At 72.8% G+C, this 23,922-nt stretch carries 20 protein-coding genes; 9 read left to right on the forward strand and 11 right to left on the reverse strand.

The genetic code is table 11. From position 1 onward, the window contains the following. Nucleotides 1-40 precede the first annotated feature (40 nt). The 3 genes from AB0K10_RS17920 to AB0K10_RS17930 form a co-directional block, all read right to left on the reverse strand. On the reverse strand, nt 41-1,057 hold the full coding sequence (locus AB0K10_RS17920) for an ABC transporter permease subunit (protein ID WP_363684689.1): 1,017 nt from the start codon (nt 1,055-1,057) through the stop codon (nt 41-43). Next, a complete protein-coding gene (locus tag AB0K10_RS17925; protein WP_363684691.1) occupies nt 1,054-2,064 on the reverse strand; it encodes an ATP-binding cassette domain-containing protein in 1,011 nt (336 codons plus the stop codon). The genes AB0K10_RS17920 and AB0K10_RS17925 overlap by 4 nt, the downstream gene beginning before the upstream one ends. Before the next feature lie 121 nt (nt 2,065-2,185). Beyond that, nucleotides 2,186-2,971, reverse strand: a complete 786-nt coding sequence (locus tag AB0K10_RS17930; RefSeq protein ID WP_363684693.1) for a DeoR/GlpR family DNA-binding transcription regulator — start codon at nt 2,969-2,971, stop codon at nt 2,186-2,188. Between the two features lie 202 nt (nt 2,972-3,173). On the opposite strand from AB0K10_RS17930, the gene AB0K10_RS17935 reads away from it, so the two are divergent. From AB0K10_RS17935 to nagA, 3 genes are read left to right on the forward strand one after another with little or no spacing between them, the layout of a single operon-like run. After that, nucleotides 3,174-4,103: an SIS domain-containing protein gene (locus tag AB0K10_RS17935; protein WP_363684695.1), complete on the forward strand. Its 930-nt coding sequence runs from the start codon at nt 3,174-3,176 to the stop codon at nt 4,101-4,103. Between the two features lie 55 nt (nt 4,104-4,158). Beyond that, nucleotides 4,159-5,175, forward strand: coding sequence for an ROK family protein (locus AB0K10_RS17940; protein ID WP_363684697.1), 1,017 nt, complete (start codon nt 4,159-4,161; stop codon nt 5,173-5,175). Next, nucleotides 5,172-6,281, forward strand: a complete 1,110-nt coding sequence (gene nagA, locus AB0K10_RS17945) for an N-acetylglucosamine-6-phosphate deacetylase (protein WP_363684699.1) — start codon at nt 5,172-5,174, stop codon at nt 6,279-6,281. The genes AB0K10_RS17940 and nagA overlap by 4 nt, the downstream gene beginning before the upstream one ends. Nucleotides 6,282-6,334: 53 nt before the next feature. On the opposite strand, the gene AB0K10_RS17950 is transcribed toward nagA, so the two are convergent. Continuing rightward, nucleotides 6,335-7,558, reverse strand: a complete 1,224-nt coding sequence (locus AB0K10_RS17950; RefSeq protein WP_363684701.1) for a DUF4032 domain-containing protein — start codon at nt 7,556-7,558, stop codon at nt 6,335-6,337. A gap of 120 nt (nt 7,559-7,678) precedes the next feature. Here AB0K10_RS17950 and AB0K10_RS17955 point away from each other — a divergent pair, with 120 nt between their 5' ends. Then, complete coding sequence (locus tag AB0K10_RS17955) at nt 7,679-8,416, forward strand: phosphatase PAP2 family protein (RefSeq protein WP_363684779.1); 738 nt, start codon at nt 7,679-7,681, stop codon at nt 8,414-8,416. A 9-nt stretch (nt 8,417-8,425) separates the two neighbouring features. Further along, entirely contained in the window at nt 8,426-9,664 is a 1,239-nt protein-coding gene (locus AB0K10_RS17960; RefSeq protein ID WP_363684703.1) for an APC family permease, read from the forward strand. 27 nt (nt 9,665-9,691) lie between these two features. Here AB0K10_RS17960 and AB0K10_RS17965 read toward each other — a convergent pair whose 3' ends face one another. The 4 genes from AB0K10_RS17965 to AB0K10_RS17980 all read right to left on the reverse strand — a co-directional run bounded on the left by AB0K10_RS17965 (nt 9,692) and on the right by AB0K10_RS17980 (nt 16,568). Next, nucleotides 9,692-10,477 carry an ABC transporter permease gene (locus tag AB0K10_RS17965; RefSeq protein WP_363684705.1) on the reverse strand — a complete coding sequence of 262 codons (786 nt, stop codon included), beginning with the start codon at nt 10,475-10,477 and terminating at the stop codon, nt 9,692-9,694. Next, nucleotides 10,474-11,463 carry an ATP-binding cassette domain-containing protein gene (locus AB0K10_RS17970; RefSeq protein WP_363684707.1) on the reverse strand — a complete coding sequence of 330 codons (990 nt, stop codon included), beginning with the start codon at nt 11,461-11,463 and terminating at the stop codon, nt 10,474-10,476. The genes AB0K10_RS17965 and AB0K10_RS17970 overlap by 4 nt, the downstream gene beginning before the upstream one ends. Before the next feature lie 30 nt (nt 11,464-11,493). Next, entirely contained in the window at nt 11,494-14,430 is a 2,937-nt protein-coding gene (locus AB0K10_RS17975; RefSeq protein ID WP_363684709.1) for a BTAD domain-containing putative transcriptional regulator, read from the reverse strand. Nucleotides 14,431-14,510: 80 nt separating this feature from the next. Next, nucleotides 14,511-16,568, reverse strand: coding sequence for an NAD-binding protein (locus AB0K10_RS17980; RefSeq protein ID WP_363684711.1), 2,058 nt, complete (start codon nt 16,566-16,568; stop codon nt 14,511-14,513). A gap of 95 nt (nt 16,569-16,663) precedes the next feature. Here AB0K10_RS17980 and AB0K10_RS17985 point away from each other — a divergent pair, with 95 nt between their 5' ends. From AB0K10_RS17985 to AB0K10_RS18000, 4 genes are all read left to right on the forward strand, one after another. Then, entirely contained in the window at nt 16,664-17,152 is a 489-nt protein-coding gene (locus AB0K10_RS17985; protein ID WP_363684713.1) for an MSMEG_6728 family protein, read from the forward strand. A gap of 24 nt (nt 17,153-17,176) precedes the next feature. Continuing rightward, complete coding sequence (locus AB0K10_RS17990) at nt 17,177-18,730, forward strand: FAD-dependent oxidoreductase (RefSeq protein WP_363684715.1); 1,554 nt, start codon at nt 17,177-17,179, stop codon at nt 18,728-18,730. A 66-nt stretch (nt 18,731-18,796) separates the two neighbouring features. Then, nucleotides 18,797-20,005, forward strand: a complete 1,209-nt coding sequence (locus AB0K10_RS17995) for a hypothetical protein (protein ID WP_363684717.1) — start codon at nt 18,797-18,799, stop codon at nt 20,003-20,005. Nucleotides 20,006-20,220: 215 nt separating this feature from the next. Beyond that, entirely contained in the window at nt 20,221-20,664 is a 444-nt protein-coding gene (locus AB0K10_RS18000; protein ID WP_363684719.1) for an HNH endonuclease, read from the forward strand. A gap of 67 nt (nt 20,665-20,731) precedes the next feature. On the opposite strand, the gene AB0K10_RS18005 is transcribed toward AB0K10_RS18000, so the two are convergent. The 3 genes from AB0K10_RS18005 to AB0K10_RS18015 form a co-directional block, all read right to left on the reverse strand. Further along, the gene (locus AB0K10_RS18005; protein WP_363684721.1) at nt 20,732-22,210 is read right to left on the reverse strand and encodes a protein kinase; all 1,479 of its coding nucleotides are present in this window, start codon (nt 22,208-22,210) and stop codon (nt 20,732-20,734) included. Between the two features lie 79 nt (nt 22,211-22,289). Further along, a complete protein-coding gene (locus tag AB0K10_RS18010; protein WP_363684723.1) occupies nt 22,290-22,979 on the reverse strand; it encodes a hypothetical protein in 690 nt (229 codons plus the stop codon). Between the two features lie 152 nt (nt 22,980-23,131). Then, nucleotides 23,132-23,899 (reverse strand): enoyl-CoA hydratase/isomerase family protein, encoded by a 768-nt coding sequence (locus AB0K10_RS18015; protein ID WP_363684725.1) that lies wholly within the window; start codon nt 23,897-23,899, stop codon nt 23,132-23,134. Nucleotides 23,900-23,922 lie beyond the last annotated feature (23 nt).

Here is a 23,922-nt window from a genome sequence, read left to right on the forward strand (position 1 = left end):
CACCCGACGGTCGGGCCGGCCGTACCGCTGTCGTCGTACGTCAGGTGATGTCTCGCCGCCGCATGCTCCAGACCGCGGCACCGAGGATCACGACCGTCCCGACCACGAGCAGCACCGAGGACTGCTGCCAGGTGATGTCCAGGGTCGGCGGGTTGCACTCCCCGCTGTAGTTGAAGTTGCAGGAGTCGTAGTCCTGCAGGGTCACCTTCTTGGTCATCCAGGCCAGCATGTAGGTGGGGAGCAGCCACGCCTGGGCCCACTGCACGCTTGCCATCTCCAGCAGGATGCCCAGGCCGAACTGGAAGACCACCATCACGGCGACCACGCCGCCGAGGGCCATCGCGGTGTGCCGGCCCAGGGAGGCCAGCGCGAACCCGATGGTGGTGAGCACCAGCACCAGTGCCACGCCGCGCAGCCCGGTCAGGGCGAACGACTGCCAGGCCCCCGAGGTCATCTTCTCGGTGCTGCCCCGGAAGCTGGCCACCGCCCAGAACCCGGCGAACCACAGCACCGCGGCGGGCAGCGTCACCGCCAGGATGCCGGTGAGCAGCGCGGCCAGCTTGGTGAACAGCACGGTGAGCCGCTTCGGACGCCAGAGCAGGAGGTTCATCATGCCGCCGGTGCTCCACTCGGCACCGACGAAGGACGCGCCGATGATGAACCCGACCAGGGCGAGGATCGCCGCGAACGGGATGAGCGTCTCGTCGAACGTCTCCCGGAAGTTGAACGTCGAGGGCAGGAACCACTTCGCGTCGATCTGGTCCCGGGACGGGGGCGAGATCACCGAGCAGTCGTCCGGGTAGCGGCCGTCGTTCGGCGTGCCGGCCGTCTTGGCCTGCTCGCAGTTGACCCGTTCCTGCTCGGCCCAGCGCACCTGATCCTGGTACTGCTGGTCGGCCTGACGCTCGGCCTTGGCGAGCTGACCGGCGTCGATCTTCTGGTTGGTGAAGAACACACCGACCACCACAGCGGCCAGCACCAGCAGGCCGAGCAGCGTCATGTAGCGGGTGAAGCGCCGCTTGGTGAGCCGGCGCAGCTCCGTCCGAAAGAGGCTCACGCGCCCCACCCTCCCGCGGTGGAACCGGACTGACCCGGCCCACCGACCTTCGTGGACTCGTCGACCTGGCGGGCCTGGCCGGGGACCGGCGCGGTGGCGGTCAGTTCGAGGAAGACGCTCTCCAGGTCGACCGCGATCGGGGCCAGCTCGCTGACGTACAGGTTCTGCTCGGCGAGCAGCCGGGTCACCGTGGCCGGCTTGTCGACGCCGGTCAGCATCAGGTGGTCCGGGTGCCCGGCGACCCGGACCCCGGCCCGGGTGAGGGCCTCGGTGGCGGCCGGCAGGTCGCTTACCGCCTCCAGGCGGACCCGGACCGCGCCGGACGAGTGCTGGGCGAGCACCTCGTCGACCGGGCCGAAGGCGACCCGGCGGCCCAGCGAGATGATCGTGACCGAGTCGCAGATCAGCTGGATCTCGCCGAGGATGTGGCTGGACAGCAGCACCGTCATCCCGGATTCGGCGAGCGTCCGCATCAGCGTCCGCATCTCCCGGATGCCGCCCGGGTCGAGGCCGTTGGCCGGCTCGTCGAGGATGAGCAGCTTCGGGTTCTTCAACAGGGCGGACGCGACGGCGAGCCGCTGCTTCATGCCCAGCGAGTACGTCTTGACGCGCTCACCGGCCCGGTCGCGCAGCCCGACCAGCTCCAGCACCTCGTCGACGCGCGCGGCGGGCACCTCGCCCGCCCCGGCCAGCAGGGACAACGTGTCCCGTGCCGAGAAGTGCGGGAAGAACTGCGGGCTCTCCACGATCGCGCCGACCTGGCCGGCAACTGTGGGCAGCGCGGCGGGCACCTCGTGCCCGAGCAGCGTCATCCGACCGCCGTCTGGCCGGATGAGGCCGAGCAGCGTACGCAGCGTGGTGGTCTTGCCGGAGCCGTTGGGACCCAGGAAGCCGTGCACCTGCCCCGCGTCGACCCGCATGTCGAAGCCGTCGAGCGCGTTGCGGGTGCCGCGTCGACGACTCTTGTACGTCTTACGTAGACCTTCGATCTCCAGGACAGCTGGCAAGCTGCACCTCCCCCGATGGGTGGGCGTGACAGCCGACACCATACGCGGTATGCAGCGCTGCGCAATACGCGGTATGCATCGACGCGCCGATCGATGCGTTTCATCGACGGAGCGTGACCGCTCAGGCGCAGACGACCTGCACGCCGGCCGCCCGGAAGGCGTCCACCACCTCCGGGTCGGCGCCGGAGTCGGTCACCAGCGTCTCGACGCGCTCGACCGGGCAGATCCGGGCGAAGGCGTGACCACCCAACTTGGACGAGTCCGCGATGATCACGACCCGCTTGGCGCGGGCCACCATCAGGTTGTTCATGGCCGCCTCGCCCTCGTGGTGGGCGGCGGCTCCGAGCTGCGGGTCGATCGCGTCCACGCCGAGCAGCGCGACGTCCAGGGTGACCTCACGCAGCAGCGCACCACCCAGCGGGCCGACCAGCTCGAACGACTTCGGGCGCACCACCCCGCCCGCCACCACCACCTTCATCCGGGACCGCACCAGCAGCTCGTTGGCGATGTTCAGCGCGTTGGTCACGATGGTGAGCTGGGCGCCCTCGGCGCTGGTGTTCAGATCCGGACGGACGGCCAGGGCCCGGGCCACCTCCGTGCTGGTGGTGCCACCGTTGAGGCCGACCACGGTGCCGGGCGCGACGAGCGCCGCTGCGGCGGCGCCGATCCGCTGCTTCTCCGCCGAGTGCTTGGCCGTCTTGTAGCGCAGCGGCAGGTCGTACGACACACCGTTGGCGACCGCGCCACCCCGGGTCCTGGTGATCATCTGCTGCTGGGCGAGCTGGTCGAAGTCGCGCCGGATGGTGGCCTGGGAGACGTCCAGACGCTCGGCGGCCGCCTCGACGCTGACCCGGCCGTTGTCGGTGAGCATCTCCAGCAGGGCGTTCCACCTGGCGTACCGGTCCACCTCGGGGGCCCTCCCAATGACTGCACGATCGGTGATTGATTGCGTGCACACTAGTGCGCGAAACTAGCCTGGCGCAAAAGGCTGTTCTGCGCGATCGGCCGGTCGGTTGCCACGGCCACCCCGCTTCGCGCAGAATAACGCGCGAAATACGGGTGTAACGCGCCGTATTGCGCAGACAGGTCGGCCCGGCGAGGAGTTTCCCATGGCGTACGTGGACGCGGAGATCGCGAGCCAGCCCGACTGCTGGCGGGAGGCCGCCGAGCTGTCCGGCGTCGTCCGCGACGACCTCCCGCGCCCCGGCGAGCGGGTCGCCGTCGTCGGTTGCGGCACGTCGTGGTTCATGGCGATGGCGTACGCCGCCCGCCGCGAACAGGCCGGCCAGGGCGAGACCGACGCGTTCCAGGCGTCCGAGTTCCCCGCCGGCCGCCACTACGACCGACTCATCGCGATCACCCGCTCCGGCACCACCACCGAGGTGCTGGAGCTGCTCGCCGCGCTGCGCGGTCGTACGCCCACCACAGTCATCGTCGGCGACCCCGCTTCCCCGGCGGTCGAGCTGGCCACCACCACCATCGCCATGCCCTTCGCCGACGAGCGGTCGGTGGTGCAGACCCGCTTCGCGACGACCGCGCTGGCCCTGCTCCGGGCACACCTCGGCGACCCGGTGGCCGCGCTCGCCGCCGACGCCGAGGTTGCGGTGCGCTCACCGCTGCCGATCGACCCGGCCACCATCGGACAGGTCACCTTCCTCGGTCGGGGTTGGACGGTGGGCCTCGCCCAGGAGGCAGCGCTGAAGTGCCGCGAGGCGGCCACCTTCTGGGCCGAGGCGTACCCGGCGATGGACTACCGGCACGGTCCCATCTCGATCGCCGCGCCGGGCCGGCTGGTCTGGGCGTTCGGCGAGCTGCCCGACGGGCTGCCCGAGGACGTGGCCGCCACCGGCGCGGCCTTCGTGCACAGCCGTACGCACGGCTGGCGCACGGTGCTCGGCAGCTGGTCGGCCGGTCGTACCCCGGTCGACCCGATGGCCGACCTGATCCTGGCGCAGCGCTTCGCGGTCGCGCTGGCGACCAGCCGGGGCCTCGACCCGGACGCGCCCCGACACGTCAGCCGGTCCGTGGTGCTGGCGTGAGCGCGAGGAGTGAGCCGGGTTTGCGAGCCCCACAGTCGCGAACCGAGGTAGCACCGTGAGCGACCGGGTGGTCGTGGCGCTGGACGTCGGCGGCACCGGCATGAAGTGCGCCCTGGTGCGGCCGGACGGCGTCGTCGTACACAGCGAGCGACACCCCACCGACGCCGCACGCGGCCCGGCCGCCGTGGTCGACACCATCCTGAACGTCGCGGAGGGGCTGGCCGCAACGGCCCGCGCCGACGGCCTCACTCCGGTCGCGATCGGCATCGCCGTCCCCGGAGTGGTGGACGAGGCGCGCGGGGTCGCGGTCTGGTCGGCGAACGTGGGCTTCCGGGACGTACCCCTGCGGGACCTGGCGGTGGCGCGGCTCGGGCTGCCCACCGCGCTCGGCCACGACGTGCGTGTCGGTGGCCTCGCCGAGGCCCGGCTCGGCGCCGGGCGCGGCGCCGAGCATGTGCTCTTCGTGGCGATCGGGACCGGCATCGCCGCCGCGCACGTCGTCGACGGCGTGGCCCGAGTCGGCGCGCACGGCGCCGCCGGGGAGATCGGCCACATCATGGTCCGTCCCGACGGCCCGCGCTGTGGCTGTGGACGGCCCGGTTGCCTGGAGGCGGTCGCGTCGGCGGCCGCGATCGGCCGCCGCTACGCCGAACTGGCTGGCGATGGGCGGGCGGGTGCGGCGTCCTCGACCCCGGGCGCCGAGCAGTCACCAGGCGGTGCCGTGACGGCCGCCGTCGTGGCCGAGCGGGCCGCCGCCGGTGAACCCCTCGCCGCCCGCGTCTGGCAGGAGGCCGTCGATGCCCTCGCCGACGGCCTCGCCACCGGGCAGGCGCTGTTCGACGTGTCGACGATCGTGCTCGGCGGTGGCCTGGCCCAGGCAGGGGACGGGCTGCTCGGCCCGCTGCGGGCGGCGCTGCACGAGCGGATGACCTTCCACCGGGAGCCGCGGCTGGTCGCGGCGGCCCTGGGCGACGAGGCCGGCTGCCTCGGCGCCGCCCTGCTCGCGCTGGACGCCGCGGGCGTCCGGGACACGGACGCCGCCCGCGTCCCCGACCATCAGGAGGAGCGATGACCGTACGGGTGAACGGCCGAGTGGTGACCCCGACCGGTGTCGTCCGGCAGGGCTGCGTCGAGTGGGACGGCGACCGGATCACGGCCGTGGCCGAATATCCGTCGGTCCGCGACGGGCACTGGATCCTGCCGGGCTTCGTCGACATGCACACTCACGGCGGCGGCGGGCACACCTTCACCACAGGCGACGCCGACCAGGCCCGCGCGGCGGCCGGCTTCCACCTGGCGCACGGCACCACCACGCTGCTGGCCAGCCTGGTCAGTGCACCTTTTCCGGTGATGCGCGCGGCCACCGAGGCGTTCGCGCCGCTCGTCGACGAGGGCGTGCTGGCGGGCGTCCACTTCGAGGGCCCCTACCTCTCCGCTGCCCGTTGCGGCGCGCAGAACCCGGAGTACCTGCGCGACCCGTCCACTGACGAACTGACCGAGCTGATCGAGTTGGGGCGGGGCGCGATCCGCATGGTCACCCTCGCCCCGGAACGCGACGGCGCGCTGGAGGCGATCAAGCTGCTCACCACCCACCGCGTGGTGGCGGCCGTGGGCCACACCGACGCCACCTACGAGCAGACCCGCGCCGCGATCGCGGCCGGCGCGAGCGTGGGTACGCACCTGTTCAACGGCATGCGGCCGGTACACCATCGCGAGCCCGGCCCGGTGGTGGCCCTGTTGGACGCGCCCACCGTGATCTGCGAACTGGTCGCCGACGGGGTGCACCTGCACGACGGCATCCTGACCTTCACCACCGCCACCGCCGGCCCCGACCGGGCCGCGCTGATCACCGACGCGATGGCCGCCGCCGGAATGGCCGACGGTGAGTACGAGTTGGGCGGTCAGGCCGTCACGGTGACCGACGGCGTGGCCCGACTCGCCCGCGACGGCGCGATCGCCGGCAGCACGCTGACCATGGACGCGGCGCTGCGGCACGCCGTACACGCAGGGATCCCGATGGCCGACGCGGCCCGGATGGTGGCTACCACCCCGGCCCGTGCCATCGGTCTGGGCGACCAGGTCGGCGCCCTCCAGGTCGGCCTCCGCGCCGACCTGGTCGTGCTCGACGACGACCTCAACGTGGTACGGGTGCTGCGCGGAGGCTCCTGGGTGGAGTGAAGCGCCCGATCACCGTGCACCAGTTCGGACGCTGTAGAGCCCCGGCGGTCGGGTCAGCCCAGGGCGGGGACGTCGACGCCGAGCACGGCCTGCTCGTCGGGGCGATGCACCAGCACGTCGGCCAGGTACGACTGCACGGCGGGCGCCATTCCCACGTCCCGGCCGGCCTGCTCGGAGAGCAGCCACTTGTGCTCGATGATCTGCGCGAACAGCTCCTGCGGTTCCAGCTTGCGGCGCAGGTGCGCGGGCACGGCCCGGACCACCGGCTCGAAGACCTCGGTGAGCCAGCGGTGTGCCGCCTGCTGCTCGTCGGTCAGGTCGCTCTCCGCCCGGTACGCGTCCAGGTCGTTGAGCAGCTTGCGGGCCTGGTTCTCCTCGGCGTCCAGACCGGTGAGCCGCAGCAGCCGCCGGGTGTGGTAGCCGGCGTCGACCACCTTCGGCCGCACCAGGTAGCGCCCGTCGTCGATCGTCGACATGGCCACCTCGGCCACGTCGAAGCCCAGCTCGTTGAGCCGGCGGATGCGGCCCTCGATGTCGTGCCGGGCCTCCCGCTCGACCCTCTGCTCGTAGGTGATCTCGTGCCAGAGCCGCTCGTAGCGCTGCACGACCTCCTCGCAGACCACCTCCGGGTCGATGGACTCGTGCAGCAGGCCGGCGGCCTGCAGGTCCAGCGCCTCACCGAAGATGTTCACCCGGGCGATCTCCAGGTCCTCCCCGCGCTGCCCGTTGGAGAGCGAGTTGTGCAGAGCGCCCGTCTCGGCGTCCACCAGGTAGGCGGCGAACGCGCCCGCGTCCCGGCGGAACAGCGTGTTCGACAGCGAGCAGTCGCCCCAGAAGAAGCCGGTCAGGTGCATCCGGACGATCAGGGCGGCGAGCGCGTCGAGCAGCCGGCTCATCGTCTCCGGGCGGAGGGTGTGCGAGAAGAGCGCCCGGTACGGCAGCGAGAACTGCAGGTGCCTGGTGATCAGCACCGATTCGAGGGGCTCGCCGTCCTCGGTCTGCCGGTCGGCGACGACCGCCACCGCCTCGACCGACGGGAAGTCGATCCGCTCCAGGGCTCGGAGCAGGTCGTACTCCCGCTCGGCGATCCGCTCGCGGGTCTCCTTGAACGCGTACACGTAGTCGCCCAAGCGGACAAAGCGGACGATGTGCCGGGAGATGCCCTGTGGCAGGGCCACCAGGTGCTGGGCAGGCCACTCCTCCAGCGGTGTCGACCAGGGCAGGTCGAGCAGCGCCGGGTCCACGAGGGCAGACGTGATCCGCACGGGCACAAGCATGACTGGTCGCCCCCCGTATCCGCCGCACATCGTGGCTTGGCCCACAGCGCCGCACACCCCGACCTCGCGTCGGCCCGGTAGCGTGGTCGCGTGCTCAAACCCTCGGCGGTACGACGTGACCTGCGGCTACGGCCCGTCCGCCCGACCGGTTGGTGGTTCGACGCCCTCCTGCTGGTCGGCCTGGTCGGGTTGACAGTGGCACTCGCCGCCGACCAGCTCTTCGGGCTGGACCGGGCGGTCGCCGACTGGGCCGACGCGCATCGGCCAACCGTCGCCTACTGGGTCGCCTGGGTGTTCAACCACCTCGGCCAGGGCACCCCGCTGACGTTGATCGCCGCCGGGCTGGGCGTGCTGCTGGCCGTCCGGGTGCGGTCGGTGCGGCCGATCCTGCCGCCGGTGGTCGGGTTCGTGCTGACCTACCTGACGATCGGTCCGCTCAAGGTCTGGACCGCGCGGGCGGCACCGAGCGCAAGCGTCAAGGAGCCGAACCTGTCGCCCGAGCAGACCCTGCCCCTGTTCCACGACGACCTGCCGGTGCGATTCGCCCAGTCCTACCCGTCGGGGCACGTCGCCAACGCCATCGTCTGGTACGGCGTGATCGCGCTGCTGCTGGCCCCGCTGGCCCGCAGCTTCGGCCGCCACCTCTCGGCCCGGCTGGTCACAGTGATCCGCGTCGTGCCGCCGCTTGTCGTGCTCACCACCACCACGTACCTGGGTTGGCACTGGCTCACCGACTCGGTGGCCGGGCTGCTGCTCGGCCTGCTCCTGGACCGGCTGCTGCACCGGGTGCCCTGGGACGATCTGCCGCTCCCCGGCCGGCTACGGGAGTGGGATCGGCCGTTCACCTCGTACCCCTAGGGTCGGTTCGTGGATCAGCTGGCGCGGCGGCTCGGCGTACCCGATGCGGTGGTCATCGGGTTGGGCTCGATGCTCGGCGCGGGCGTCTTCGTGGTCTTCGGCCCGGCCGCCGCGTCGGCCGGCGGCGCCGGGCTGCTGCCGGCCCTGGTGCTCGCCGGTTTCATCGCCTTCTGCAACGCGACCAGCTCGGCGCGGCTGGCGGCCCGTTACCCGGAGTCCGGCGGCACCTACGTCTACGGCCGGGAACGCCTCGGACCGCTCGCCGGCTTCGTGGCCGGCTGGGGTTTCGTGGTGGGCAAGACGGCGAGCTGCGCGGCGATGGCGTTGACCATCGGGGCGTACCTGTGGCCGGGGCAGGCGCGGTTGGTCGCGGTCGGCGCGGTGCTCGCGGTGACGGCGGTGAACCTGCGCGGCATCGGCAAGACGGCCACCGCCACGAAGGCCCTGGTCGGCCTGGTGCTCGCGGTGCTGACCCTGGTCGCTGTCGTCGGCGTGGTGGGCGGGCCGGTGCACCTGGATCGGCTCGGCGACCCCGGTGGCTCCGCCCGGGGTGTGCTCACCGCTGCCGGGCTGCTGTTCTTCGCCTTCGCCGGGTACGCGCGGATCGCCACGCTCGGCGAGGAGGTCCGCGACCCGCAGCGGACCATTCCCCGCGCGGTGCCGCTGGCGCTCGGGGTGGTGCTCGCGATCTACCTGGTGCTGGCCGTGGTCACGCTCGGCGTGCTCGGCGCCGACCGGCTGGCCGGTTCGGCAGCACCCCTGGTCGACGTGGTGACCGCCGCCGGGCTGCCCGGCCTGGCCTGGGTGGTGCGCGCCGGGGCCACCATCGCCGTCGTCGGGGTGCTGCTGTCCCTGGTCGCCGGAGTCGGCCGGACCACCCTCGCGATGGCCCGCCGACGTGACCTCCCCGGCGCGCTGGCCGCCGTGCACCAGGTGCACCGGGTGCCGCACCGCGCCGAGCTGGCCGTCGCCGCCGTGGTGATCGTGGTGGTGCTGCTCGGTGACGTCCGCGACGCGATCGGCTTCTCCAGCTGCACGGTGCTCGTCTACTACGCGATCACCAACGCGGCGGCGCTCACCCTGGGTCGGGAACAGGAACGGAAGCTACCGGTGCAGGTGCTCGCCGGCCTGGGGCTCATCGGCTGCCTGCTGCTCGCGGTCAACCTGCCGACCGGCAGCGTCCTCGTCGGGTTCGGCGTGCTCGCCGCCGGCGTCGCCTGGTACGCGCTACGTGCCGCCCGCCGGTGACCTGGGCAGGCCACCGGCGGGCAGGGGTCAGCGGCTCAGCCGCCGGTACCGGCGCACCGCGAGCGGCGCGAACGTCGCGATCAGCAGCACCGGCCACACCACCGCCAACAGCATGGCGTGCTCCGCCGGCCACGAGTCGCCACCCAGGCCGGGGTTGCCGAACAGTTCACGGATCGCCGCGACGGTGGCCGACAACGGGTTCCACTGCGAGATCGTCCCGATGACAGCTGGCATCAGCTCGGGCGACACGAAGACGTTGGAGATCGCGGTGAACGGAAACGCCGCCGGGAAGACGATCACGCCGACCGTGTCCGGGTTGCGGACCAGCAGCGCCAGGTAGATCCCGACCCAGGTGATCGCGACCCGGAGCAGCAGGAGGAGCCCGACGGCGAGCAACGCCTTGCCGACACCCTGTCGCCACTGCCACCCGACGAGCAGGCCACAGACCAGCAGGGTGGACATCTCCAACAGGGCGCGGAGCAGGTCGGCGGCGCTGCGGCCGGTCATCAGGGCGGACCGGGCCATCGGCATCGACCGGAACCGGTCCACGACACCCCGGCTGAGATCCAGCGCCACGCCGCTCGCGGTGGCGCCGAGGCCGTAGAGCATCGTCATCACGAAGACCCCGGGGAGCAGGAACTCCCGGTAGTTGCCGCCACCGGACACCTGCATGCCGCTGCCGAACACGTACCCGAAGACCAGCACGAACATGATCGGCAGCGAGAAGTAGAGGATCAGCTCCTCCGGCGCGCGGATCACGTGGATCATGTTCCGCCTGGTCATCGTCCAGCCGTCGACCACCGCCGCCGTCATGCCACGTCCGCCTCTCGTCCAACGCCGACGGGCTCGCGGGCCTCGTCCGGTCGGTGCCCGGTCAGATGCAGGAACGCCTCGTCCAACGTCGCGCGCCGCAGGCCGATGTCCTCCACCGCGATCCCGGCGTCGTCCAGCGCCCGCACCACGTCGACAAGCCCGGCGACCCGGTCGGCCACCGACACGCTGAGTCGCCGCACCTCCGGATCGCGCTCCGGCTGCGCGGCACAGATCGACGCGACGATGCGGGCAGCCTGGTTCAGGTCGGCCGCGTCGCGCACCACCACCTCGATCCGGTCACCGCCGGTCATCGACTTCAGCTCGTCCGGCGACCCCTCGGCCACCACCCGACCGGCGTCGATCACCGAGATCCGGTGGGCGAGCTGATCGGCCTCCTCCAGGTACTGCGTGGTGAGGAGGACTGTGGTCCCGCCCGCCACGAGACCGCGGACCAGGTCCCACACCTGGTTGCGGCTACGCGGGTCCAGGCCGGTGGTCGGCTCGTCGAGAAAGAGCACGCGCGGCGTACGGATCAGGCTGGCGGCGAGGTCCAGTCGGCGGCGCATCCCACCCGAATACTCGACGGCGGACCGCCCCGCCGCCTCGGCGAGCCCGAACCGTTCCAGCAGTTCGTCGGCGCGTTGGCGGGCCGCCCGTCGACCCAGCTGGAACAGCCGGCCGAACAACTCCAGGTTCTGCCGCCCGCTGAGGGTCTCGTCGACCGCCGCGTACTGGCCGGTCAACGCGATCCGGGCCCGCACCTCGTCCGGCTGACGCCGCACGTCGTACCCGGCCACGGTGGCCCGGCCGGCGTCGAAGCGCAGCAGCGTGGTGAGGATCCGTACGGCAGTCGTCTTCCCGGCCCCGTTCGGTCCCAGCAGTCCATGCACCGTGCCGGTCGGCACGGTCAGGTCGAAGGTGTCCAGTGCCCGGGTGGGGCCGTACCGCTTGCCCAGCCCTTCGGCTGTCACGTCGAATGTCGTCATGCCGCCAGAGTGCGGGCGGGCGCTGACGGGTCACGCACCGTCCGCTGACGGCGGCGCACCAGGCCCGCTCGCGGCCCCGGCCTTCTCCTCCTCGGTGATCTGCTGAAGAAGAATGATGATCTCCGAGCGCGTCGCCTCGCCGACGTACCAGCCGGTGAGCCCGCCGGCCAACGCCGCTTCGCAGAGCCGCCTCGTCTCGGTGAGATCACCACGCAGCCGTGCCACCTGGGCGAGGCCGAGTCGGGCGGCGGACACGAACTCCGGCGCGCCACTGCCCTGCGCCAGAAGCAGCGCACCGGCGAAGTCGTCGCGGGCCGCCGCGAGGTCACCGGCACGCAGCCTTATCTCACCCCGGGTACGCAGCATGTCGGCCTGGTCGACGGCCGAGCCGAGCTCCTCGGCCAACCCCATGGCCTGGTTCATGTGCTCGCCCGCCGCCTCCGGGTCACCGTGCCGGGCGGCCAGTTCGCCGAGCGCGCCGAGTGTGATCATGGAACCCCACCGGTCTCCGGTGCTCCGGAAACCGTCGAGAGCGGTGGCCAGCGCGGCCCCGGCACGGTCCGACTGGCCACCCCACATCTGCGCCGTGCCGTGTCCCATCGCACCGAGCGCGTTGATCCAGGTGTCCGGCCCGACCAGCCGCCGCAGCTCCCGCATCAGCTCTTCGACGTCCTCGGCCCCGCCGGGTGGGGGTCCGGTCGAGATCCCCGACAGATAGAGCAGGAACGGTTGTCGAGGGGGCCGGTCGAGGCTGCGGATCACCGACCCCTGCGTGCCGAGCGACGGCAGGTGCCCGGAACCGGCGAGCGAGGCGTTGTAGACGCAGAGGGCGAACTCCTCGCCCAACCCGGGCGGCGCCTCGGCACCGAGCACGTCGAGGACGTCGGCGGCCAGCCGGGCCCCCTCCCCACGCATGCCGCGTAACCACCAGTAGAACGACAGTGCGGCGACCAACCCGGCGGCCTCGGACGCGTCACCCGCCGCGGTGGCACGACGCAACGCCGCGTGCAGGTTGTCCCGCTCCGCGTCGAGCCGCCGCAGCCAGTGCAACTGTTCGGCCTGACGGAGGTGGTCGCTGGCGGTCCAGGCGAACTCCAGGAAGTAAGCGGTGTGCGCGCGGCGCAGTTCGTCGGCCTCACCGGCTTCGGCGAGACGCTCCGCGCAGAAGGCACGCACCGTCTCCAGCATCCGGTAACGGCCGCCGGTCCGTTCCACGAAGGACTTGTCGGCCAGACCGCTCAGCGCGTCAACGAACTCGGCGCTGGACAGGCCGGAGACCCGCCCGGCGGCCTCCAGCGTCGCGCCGCCCGCGAAGACGGTGAGGCGGCGGGCCAGGGTGCGCTCGGCATCGTCGAGCAGGTCCCAGCTCCACTCCACAACAGCCCGGAGCGTGCGGTGTCGGGGCGACGCGGCCCGGCTTCCCATGGACAGCAGTCGGAACCTGTCGTCGAGACGGGCGGCCACCTCGGCCACGGGCAACGCTCGCAGCCGAGCGGCGGCCAGCTCGATCGCCAACGGCAGGCCGTCGAGGGTACGGCAGATCCGCAGCACCACGTCGACGTTGGCCGGCGTGACGGTGAAGCCGGGTGCGACGTCGGCAGCCCGTTGGACGAAGAGGCGGACCGCCGCGTAGTCGTCGGCATCCTCCGTCGACCTGTCCGGCGGCGGCAGGGTGAGCCCGGACAACGGGCACAACGCCTCGCCGGCCAGCCCGAGCGGCTCGCGACTCGTGGCGAGCACCCGCAGCGCCGGACAGGTGCCCAGCAGTCGTGCGGCCAGCCGAGCCACGTCGGCGATGACGTGCTCACAGTTGTCGAGCACGAGCAGCAACCGCCGCTCGGCAAGTGCCTCGACCAGTCGGTCGATGGCCTGTCGGCCCGGCTCGGCCGGGGCCCGCAGGCCCGCGTCCCGCAGGCCGAGCGCGCTCAGCACCGCCTGCGGTACGTCCGACCCGTCGGCAAGCCCGGCCAGCTCGACCAGACGGACCTCGCCGTCCGAACGGCCCGCCGCCTCGATGGCCAACCGGGTTTTGCCCGCTCCCCCGGGGCCGGTGAGGGTGACCAGCCTGCGCTCGCCGAGCAAAGCTCCAACACGTGCGAGCTCCTCCTCCCGCCCGACGAACGTGGTGAGCTGGCTCGGCAGCGCCTGCTCGGTCGTCGGGCGCACGGCGGAGCTGCCCCCGCCGCTCAGCACGGCCCTGCTGCCCTCGCCACGCGGCACGGCGGCACTCCCGTCGCCACGCAGCACCGCGAGGTGAACCGCGGCCAGCGCCGCCGACGGGTCGACCCCGAGCTGCTCGGCCAGGGTGCGCCGAGCATCCTCGAACTCGGCCAGCGCCTCGGCCGTCCTGCCCTGCGTGGCCAGGGCACGCATGAGGTGACCTCGCGGGCGCTCCCGGAGCGGATGCGCCACGACCAGTTGCCGCAGCTCGGGAACCAGTTTCGCGTGTCCGCCCAACGCCAGCTCCGCCTCGATCCGATCCTCGGTGGCGGCCAGCCGCAGCTCATCCAGCCGGGCCGCCCGCGCGGGTACGCCTGCCACGTCGATGACGTCGGCCAGGGCGGGACCACGCCACAGCTCCAGCGCCTCGTGCAACACGGCCGCCGCGCGGTGCCAGTCGCCGCCCACGAGCGCGCGACGCCCAGCCTCGGCGAGCCGCTCGAACCGGTACGCGTCGACGTCCGCAGGGTCCACGGCGAGGCGGTAGCCGGCCGGGTGGAACTCGACCGGGGTGTGCTCGGCGGGCAGGGCCTGACGCAGGCGCGACACCAGGGACTGAAGCGCGTTGGCGGCGCCCCGCGGAGGGTGTTCGCCGTACAGACCGTCGATCAGCCGCTCGGCGGACACCACCCGGCCCGCGTCGAGCAGCAGGAGCACCAGCAGCGCACGAAGCCGTGGACCGCCCACGGCGATCTCACGCCCGTCGGCCAGCAGCACCTGGGTCGGCCCCAGGACGCGGAAACGCATGGCACCGATTGTCACTCAGTGGCAACGACCACACGAAGCCGTTGATCGTCGAAGTTCGGGGCAAGCCCGCCTCTGCCCGCTCAACCGTGTACCTGGGGGGCACCGGTCGAGTAGTCGTCTGTCGCTGTCGGCTCGGCCCCCGCGCCTCGGGCCGGAGGCACCGGATCGTCGCTCGGCGACGGCGGGGTCGGCACCGGGTGGGCCGCGCCGGGGGCCGAGGCGGCGACCTCCTGGTCGGTCGGCGTCCGCGGCGTCCCGGGAACCACCGCTGGCGCGGACGACTCCCCACCGACGGCGAGACCAGCCGGGACGGCACCGGACGGGGTGGGCACGCCGCGGGGCATCGAACCGACGTGACCCGATGGCACAGGCACCCTCCCCGTGGCGGGCGGGGCGCACTGGGTGGTCAGCCAGTCCAGCCCGCGCCGCCGGGCGACCACTGTCAACCGGTCACCGGCGAAGATCACCTGTCGCGGGTCGAGGTCTTTCCACCAGATCGTCTTCGCCCCGCCGGCCGGGGTCCGGGCGATCAGCCGGACCTGCCCGTCCCGATTGACCAGCTCCAGGGGTCGACCGTCCAGCTCGGAGCCGGCGGCGACCGGCACCTCGGCCACCGGCAGCGCGTGCCTGTCGACGGGGATCGTGGTGATCACCGCGCGTTCGGTGAGCGCCCCGATGAAGGCCGGCGCGGCCAGGTAGGAGACCGACCGGGACACCCCCAGGGCGAAGGTCTCCTCCACCCGCTCGGCGAAGTCGCCGTCGAACAGCCGCAGCACCACCCGCAGGTCGTTGCGGAGATCCCGCGCGGCCAGCGCCGCCTCCAGGTTGGCCACGTCGTCGGTGGACGCCACCACCAGCGCCTGACAGTCGGCCACCGAGGCGGAGGCCAGCGTCTCCGGCAGCGCGGCGTCGCCGACGATCAGCGGCACCTCCAGCTGACGGGCCAGGGCGGCGCCGCGCGGCTCCGGATTCTTGTCGATGGCCACGACCTCGACGTCGTACTCGCGGAGCTGTGCCATGACGCGGGTGCCGACGTTGCCCAGGCCGATCACCACGACGTGCCCGGCGCGGGCGGGTTGCAGGCGGCCGGTGTGCAGGGCCAGCCGGGCGTTGACGATGCCGTCCACCACCACGGCGGTGATCAGCGGGATCAGCGCCAACCCGGCCAGGTTGAGCACCACCTGCATGATCTGCGCGTCCGCCGCCTTGTCGGTGTCCGGGTCGGCTCCGCTGAGCGTGGTGACGAGCGTCAGGTAGAGCGCCTCCAGCGGAGAGACATCCTCGGCGCGAGAGATCAGCGCACCGAGCACCGCGATCAGCGCGAGCACCACCATCACCGCGATGCCGATCTTGCGGGTGGCGAAGCCGCGGACCGCTCCCATCAGCACCGTGACCGGGCGACGCCGCCGACGCGCGCGGACCAGCCGCCGGGCGGCGACCTGAGTGCCCGGCGGTTGGCCGGTCGCCTCGGCGAGCACCAGGTCGGCGCCGGCCTGCTCGGCGGGCAGCAGCTCCACCCCCTGCGCCTCGCTGAGGTGGGCCAGCGCGCAGACCACGTCCTGCGGTCGGACGTCGGCCCGCCGCGCCACCCGCAGCGTCTTCTCCCGATGTTGGAAGGAGCTGGGGTCGACCTCGTTGAGCGCGGCGGCCACGAAGGCCGGCGCGGCCATCTCGGCGTCGGAGAGCACCTCGACGGGCGCCTTGAGCAGTTTGCGTACGCCGTCGGCGAGGGTGCCGTTGAACATCCTCAGCACCTGGCGGACCCGCTGGTCGACGGCCTGGGCGCAGAGCGCGGCGTGCAGGTTGCCGACGTCGTCCTGGTGCAGCAGGGCCAGCCCGGTCGCCCCGGCCAGCCCGGCGGCCTCGAAGGTCTCCACGTCCAGCCGGTCCGAGCGGACCACCCGGAGCCCGCGCAGCCCGGCCACGTCCGGCCCGTTGCTGCGGTAACGCTCCGGCACGACGACTGTCACCCGGGCCCCACCCGCCGGCAGCTCGGATTCGAGCATCGCCCGGGCCACGTAGTAGGCGAGCGCGTCCTTCCCGCAGATCACGTAGTGCGGGCGTGGATCACCGACGGACCGCAGCCGCCAGTTCCACTCGACCGCCCGTCGCGCCCGGTCCCGCCACGGCTCCGCCATGCCCGGATCGTAACCAGCACGACCACACTGGGCGACCCCGCCCGGATCATCCCGTGGCCAGGTATGTCCGCCCCGGCGCCGGGTAGAGCAGCGCCATGCAGACGTTCCTCCCGTACCCGGATTTTCTGGCCAGTGCCCGTGCGCTGGACCAGAAGCGGCTGGGCAAGCAGCGGGTGGAGGCCATCCAGGTGCTGCGTGGCCTGACCCGACCCGGGTACGGCTGGCGCAACCATCCGGCGGTGAAGATGTGGGCCGGGTACGAGGAGGCGCTCGTCCGCTACGGGCTGGACATGTGCGCGGTCTGGACCGAGCCGGGACGCGCCGACACCTGCGCCACCACGCTTACCGTCGACCTCGCCGACGCCTGCGGGGCCGGTGTCGTACGGACCCAGGACGAGCTGGCCCGCGCCGGTGACCTGCCGCCCTGGCTGGGCCGCGACGACCTGCACCTGAGTCACCGCTCGTCACTGCTGCGCAAGGACCCGACGCACTACCGCCCGCTGTTCGGCGACGACGTGCCGGGGGATCTGGAGTACGTCTGGCCGGCCTCCGACCGCCCCCGCCGCTGCCTGCCAGCCGACTGAACCGAGGTGGGGCAGACTGGGCCAATGGCGCTGTCGCAAGTGGTAGGTCGGCTGATCGGCGTACGGCAGCACCAGGTGGACCCGGGCGGCGGTGGCGCCGACCGCGTGCCGCGACCCACCACGGCGCTGGTGGTTGGGGGTGGGATCGCCGGCATGTCGGCGGCGGTGGTGCTGGCCGAGCGGGGGGTGGCGGTCACGGTGCTGGAGGCGGCTCCGACGCTCGGCGGTCGGCTGGGCGCCTGGCCGGAGGCCCTCTCCGACGGCAGCCAGCAGAACGAGCACGGCTTCCACGCGTTCTTCCGGCAGTACTACAACTGGCGGTCCATCCTCCGCCGGATCGACAGTGACCTGCGCTTCCTCAAACCGATCCCGGGCTATCCGATCCTCAGCGCCCAGTGGCCGACCGAGGAGTTCGGCAAGCTGCCGCCCGCGCCGCCGGCGAACCTGCTGGCGCTGCTGTTACGCAGCCCGAGCCTGCGTCTGGCCGATCTGCGGTCGATGGACCGGGACGCGGCGTTGCCGCTGCTCACCTACGACCCGGCCCGCACCTACGCGGAGTTGGACGACACCACCGCCGACGAGCTGTTGGCGTCGCTGCGGCTGCCGGACCGGGCGCGGGCGATGCTGTTCGAGGTCTTCTCGCACTCGTTCTTCAACCACGAGGCGGAGATGTCGGCCGCCGAGATGGTCGCCCAGTTCCACTTCTACCTGCTCGGCAACCCGGAAGGGCTGGCCTTCGACTGCCCCGACGAGGACTACGCGACGGCGATCTGGGAGCCCCTGACCCGGCACGTGGAGAAGCACGGCGGCCGCGTTCTCACCAGCAGCGCCGCCACCGGGGTGCGCCGCGACGGCGACGGATGGCGGGTGACGACCACCGACGGGGGCAGCCATCCGGCGGGTCACGTCGTGCTCGCCGTCGACCCGCCCGCGCTCGCCGCGCTGGTCGCGGCCTCGCCGGACCTGGCCGGGCGGGCACCCGAGCTGGCCGCGCGGATGTCGGCCTTCGGCACCCCCGGCCCCCCGTACGCGGTGGCGCGGTACTGGTGTGACGGGGACGTGGCCGCCGAGCGGGCGGTGTTCAACGGGGTGTCCCGCCAGCCCACTCTGGACTCGGTGACGCTCTATCACAGGCTGGAGAACGAGCCGCGGCGCTGGGCGCAGCGGACCGGCGGGTCGGTCATCGAGCTGCACGCGTACGCCTGCGAGCCCGACGTGCCGGCCGAGGAGTTGGCCGAGCGGATGCGCCGCGAGCTGGTCGAACTGTGGCCGGAGGCCGGCGACCTGCGGGTCCGCGAGCTGCGCGCCCGGGTGGAGGCGCAGGCGCCGGCGTTCTCGCCGGGCAGCCACGCCTGGCGTCCGGGGGTCCGCACCGGGGCGCCCGGCGTCTATCTGGCCGGCGACGGAATCGCCACGGACTTCCCGAGCGCCCTGATGGAACGCTCTGCGGCCACCGGGATCATCGCGGCGAACCACATCCTGCGCGCGGAGGGTGCCGCGGCCGAGCCGGTGCGCTCGATCCGACCGCGCGGGCTGCTGGCCGGTCGCGCCGGGCAAAAACAACAAAACACAACATAAGCCACCGTACGCTGCCGTACGCTCGAATGATCAACCGTCGATCGGCCGGGCGGGAGGGCAGCGGAGATGTCACCACTGCACCGCGCCGGCGCGGAGAACGGCTCGTCGATCGACGAGATCGGCCGCGACGACGCGTACCCGCTGATCCGCGACGAGCGCGCCTGCATCGTCACCGCGCTCCGGCTGGGTTGGTGGATGGCGGACGCCTACCACCACGGGCAGCAGGCGGAGCCCCGCGCCTTCGTCGACGCCCGCCCGGCCGTACCGCCGGCCAAACTCTCCAACCTCACCGAGATGTCCACCCACCGGCGGATGCGGATGTACGTCGACGGGGTGGACGTCGCCCTGGCCCAGATCGCCGACCTCACCCGGCACACCGGGCCGGTGCCCGACACGTCGGCCGCCCGAGCCCTGCTGCCCGACCCGGGGCAGCCCGACCCCGCGGACCCGGTGCCACTGCTGCTCGCCCTCGACGACCTCAACGTGGAGGTGCTGCGGTGGGCGATGGCCGCCAACCACCGGGTCGGGCTGGCCTACCGGCTGGGCCGATCGGTGGCCGACACCGTCCGGGCCGGCGACGTCGCACAGCTGCTGCGACAGTTCGGTGGCCGGCAGGTCCAGATCAGCAGGTGGTTGGACGAACTGGCCACCGTCCTGCCGCCGTACTCGGCCGCGGTGGTGCGCCGGTCGCTGGCCGCCTGGTCGAACACCGTCGACCGGGCCGGCCACGGCGATCCGGCCGTGCCGGCACCCGCCGAGCTGAGCCGGGCCCTGCGCGGCCAGGGTGACCTGTGGCGCGACGTGCTCACCGGCGGCCTGCACCCGCGCGACCTGCTCGACGAGGAGGACTACGCGGTGATCGCCCGAAATCTGATCATCCGGGACCGGCGGCTGGTGGCGCAGGCGGCGCGGGGCATCTTCTGGCCGGTGCTCGTACCCCTGCTGTTGGTGCTCTTCGCGGTCGTCGGGGTGAGCGCCGCCGCGGCCGCCGGCTCACCGACCACCCGGGCCACCGTCGCCCTGGTGGGTCTCGGCGCCGGACTGGCCGCGATCTGGCGGTCGGTCTCCGGGCCCGCCCTGGCGGTCGCCAGTGAGGTCAACCGGCCCCTGCTGGACAGCGAACTCACCGCACGGATGGCCCTACGGCTGAACCGGCCGCTGACCATCGCCCAGGTCTCGGTGAAGGCGGCTCCCCGCACCCGCCGCCAGCGGCGTCCCGAGGAGGCCGGCCGATCGAAATACGTTGCCGGCGCCTCCCCCGTCGACCTACCGTGATCGCGCAAGGTCAACCACCGCCACGGGAGCAGATCATGACGACGTCGCATGCCAGCAGCGTGCCGTCGTCGGTGTTGCCCGGCAGCGGTTGGCGAGCGGAAGACCCGCGGGCGGGCCGGCCCGACTGACGCGTACCCGTACGCGCCGAGCCGCCCGTCCGAACGCCTGGACCGGGCGGCTCTTCGCTGTCCGGCACCATCTGGAAAGGAGTCCCGGTGGACGCCGTCCTCGTCGTCAACGCCGACCTCGGCCCGTTGCACCGGGTCACCGTCCAGCACGCCGTCCGGATGCTCTGCCGCCGGGTGGCCGAGATCCACGAGGCGGAGCCCGACCAACTGATCGGCGTCTTCCCGCTGCCCCGGGTGGTGCGGCTGGTCCACTACGTGGTCACCCGGTGGCGGTTCAACTCCGGGCCGGCCTGGTCCCGGGCCGGGGTGCTGCGCCGCGACGACCGCTGCTGCGCCTACTGCGGTGGGGCCGCATCGACAATCGACCACATCCTGCCGCGCTCGCGGGGCGGCCGGAACACGTGGCGAAACACGACCGCCGCCTGCTACGGCTGCAACCAGCGCAAGGGCGACCGCACCCCGGCGGAGGCGGGCATGCCGCTGCGCCGGGAACCGGTGAACCCGGGCTGGGCGTCGCTGGCCGGGCGGTGACCGACCGGCCGGCGGGAACGGGGGGCCGCGTCGGGGTACGCCCCGGCGCGGCACCCGCCGGCCCCGGTCAGAGGTCGCGTTCCTTGACCTTCGGCTTCGGGCGGCCGCTCGCGCAGTGCGTACGGATCTCGCTGCTGTGCTCGGCCGAGGTCAGCTCGACCTGGACCTGCTTCGCCGGGCCCGGGTCGTACGGCGCCACCCGATAGCCCGGCGCGGGCGTCACAGTGAGCAGTTCGGCCGATCCCCCGAGGCAGCGAACGGTGACCGTCCCGCCCTGGGCCTGCACGGTGACCACCACGGGATCGGTGGGCGTGGGCGTCGGCCTGGACGCCGGGGTGGACCTTTCACCGGGACCCGTCGGTGGGCTGGTCCGGGGGACGGCGGGGGTGTTCCGGGTCGACGGGCCGGCCGGGGGACCGGCCACGGATGGTTCGGGCTGTTCGACGGTCTGTGGCAGCCCCACCGTCGTGGTGCCACCCGTGCCGATGCCGGTTCGCGGGTTGGTCCCGTCGTGCTGCCGCCTGCTGTAGTCGCCCAGCGACCCGGCCAGCGCCACCGCGGCGATCACCGCGCCGCCGACCGTCAGCACCGCCCGGCGCCGGCGGCGGGTCCGTCGCCGGGAGGTGCCGGTCGGGCGGGGTCGCACGCCGGTGCCCGGCTCGGCCGACGCGTCGTCGGCCACCTTGCTCACCTCGGTCACCTCGGTCGGGGAGGAACGGTGTGGCGTCGGCGTGCTTTGTTGGCTCGCGGTGAGCAGGATGCGGGCCGCCTCGGCGGCCGGGGGCCGGTCGGCGGGATCGCGGGCCAGGCACCAGCGATAGAGCCTGTGGATCTCGGGCGGCACCCCGTCGATCTCGGGGAGTGGATCCGGTTCGATGTGGACGTGGGCGCGGAGCATCCCGGCCTGCGCCTCGGTGGCCCAGGGCAGCCGGCCGGTGAGCGTCCGGTACAGGAGCAGGCCGAGGGCGTACACGTCGCAGGCCGGCAGCACCTCGCCGGCCGCCAGCCGCTCCGGAGCGAGGTAGGCGGGCGTACCGAGCAGCCGTCCATCGAAATCGATCTCCGGGTCGCCGATGGCCGCCGCGATGCCGAAGTCGAGCACCTTCGCGCCGGTGGGGGTGAGCATCACGTTGCCCGGCTTGATGTCGCGGTGCACCAACCCCTGGGCGTGCGCGGCTTCGAGTGCCGCCGCCACCTCGGCGCAGACCCGCAGCCCGGCGCGGGGTGGCAGCGGCCCGGCGGCCAGCCGTTGTTCGAGGGTGACGCCGTTGAGCAGTTCCAGCACCACGAACGGGACCTGGACGCCGTCGACGACCGACTCGCCGAAGTCGTAGACGCTTGTGACGTGCGGATGCGACAACCGCGCCGCCGCCTTGGCCTCGGCCCGGATCCGCTGCCGGGCGTTCCCGTCCGAGGCGACGAGCACCTTCACCGCAACGTCCCGTTCGAGCACCTCGTCGTAGGCCCGGTGGACCGCGGACATGCCCCCGCTGCCGAGGCGCTCCAGGAGCCGATAGCGGCCCGCAAGCAACCGATCACGCTGCACGACGGACAGCCTGCCGTACCGCTCCGATCCGGTGCCACCCGGGATCGAGGTTTCGCAATGAATGGATCGGTGGCGGCGATTAGCGCCCGGTCAGGTCCGGGTGAGCGCGCAGGAACGCCTCGGCCCGACGGGCGTCCCGGATGACCAGAACGATGGCCACCGCGCCAGCCACCGCGACCAATCCGCTGAACACCGCCCAGAACGGCGCGAATCGCATCAGCGCCTGACCGACGCTCACCGCCACCATGCCGGCCCCCATGCCGGCCGACCAGCGGTTGCCGGCCATCTGTCGGGCCATCTCCTCGAGGAGCACCGCATCATCGCCGGCCTCGGGTGTGCCATGTCTGACCTGCCGCCCGAGCCGCAAGCGGTGCGACCAGCTCAACGTCAACAGCCGCGACCGGCGCGCGGCCCGGTGACGACCGGAGCGCACGGTCCAGACGAGCGCGCCGATCTCCACGGCCAGCCCGATCAACGACAGGGTGGCGCCGAGAACGAAAGCCCAGCGGGGTGGGTCACCGTCGAAGGCAGCGGTGTCGTCGCCACCGACCGCCACACCGACGCCCAGCGCGCCAACCACGCCGCCCACCAGCAGGGCGATCAGCAGGAAGCGAAGGCGTGGCCTCCGCCCGGAGCCCTCTGAATTCGTGATCGGCGTATCCATTCCGACCCCCGTTCCCCGTTGGTCCGGGATACCCGTCGATGGCTGCGTGCGAAACGCGCTCAGCAGCCCGTCGGTTGGGCCTTCGCGCGGCCCGCAGGTGTCCACTGCGGCCCCTTTGCTCTGCTTCAACCCACGCACCATCTACGACGTGCGAGTGTTGCGTCGGTTGAAGGAGAGCAAAGGAGCGGTGGCAGGCGGGCGGGTGGGTCGCCGGCGGAGCAGGCGGCCGGCACCTGTCGCGCGCGGCGGCCCGGCCGTCAGCCGTCGGAAGGCGCTCGCCAGGCGAAGCGGGGCGCCCGGCGCTCCGCCATGGCCGCCACGCCCTCGCGGGCCTCGCCGCTGTCCCTCACCTTGCGGTGCCACCAGGCGATCCGCGCCGGTCCGGCACGGTCGTCGACGATCTCCTTGGCGGCGGTGACGCTCAGCGCGGACCGCTGCGCGATCGTGGCGGTGAGGTCGTCCACCCGCGCGGCGAGCCGGTCGCCCGGCAGCACCTCGTCGACGAGGCCGATCCGCAGGGCGCGGTCGGCGTCGATCAGCTCGGCGGTGAACAGCAGGTGCTTCGCCGCCGACGGGCCGACCAGCCGGGCCAGCCGGCGCGTGGTCGGTGCCGGATAGACCAGCCCGAGCCGGGCCGGGGGTACGCCGAAGCGGGCGTCCTCCGAGGCGATCCGCAGGTCACAGGCGACCGCGAGCTGCGCGCCACCCCCGACGCAGGCGCCCCGGATCGCCGCGACCGTCGGTTTGGCGAAGCCGGCCAGCCGCTCCTCGGCGGCCACTGCGATGCTGGTGTCGCCGGCGTCCAGCAGCTCGGCCAGGTCGCCGAGGTCGGCACCGGCACAGAAGGCGTCGTCCGTGCCGGTGAGCACCAGCGCCCGTACGTGGGGGTCGGGCTCCAGCCGGTCGAGCAGCTCGGGAAGCTGGCGCCACATGGCCGCCGTCATCGCGTTGCGACGGGCCGGGTTGTGGATCACCACGGTCGCCACCGGCCCGGAAACCGTGACCGTCAACTCCGCACCCGCCACAGACCCACCCCATTCTCGCCGCA

The organism is Micromonospora sp. NPDC049274 (assembly GCF_040678875.1).
GTDB lineage: Bacteria > Actinomycetota > Actinomycetes > Mycobacteriales > Micromonosporaceae > Micromonospora.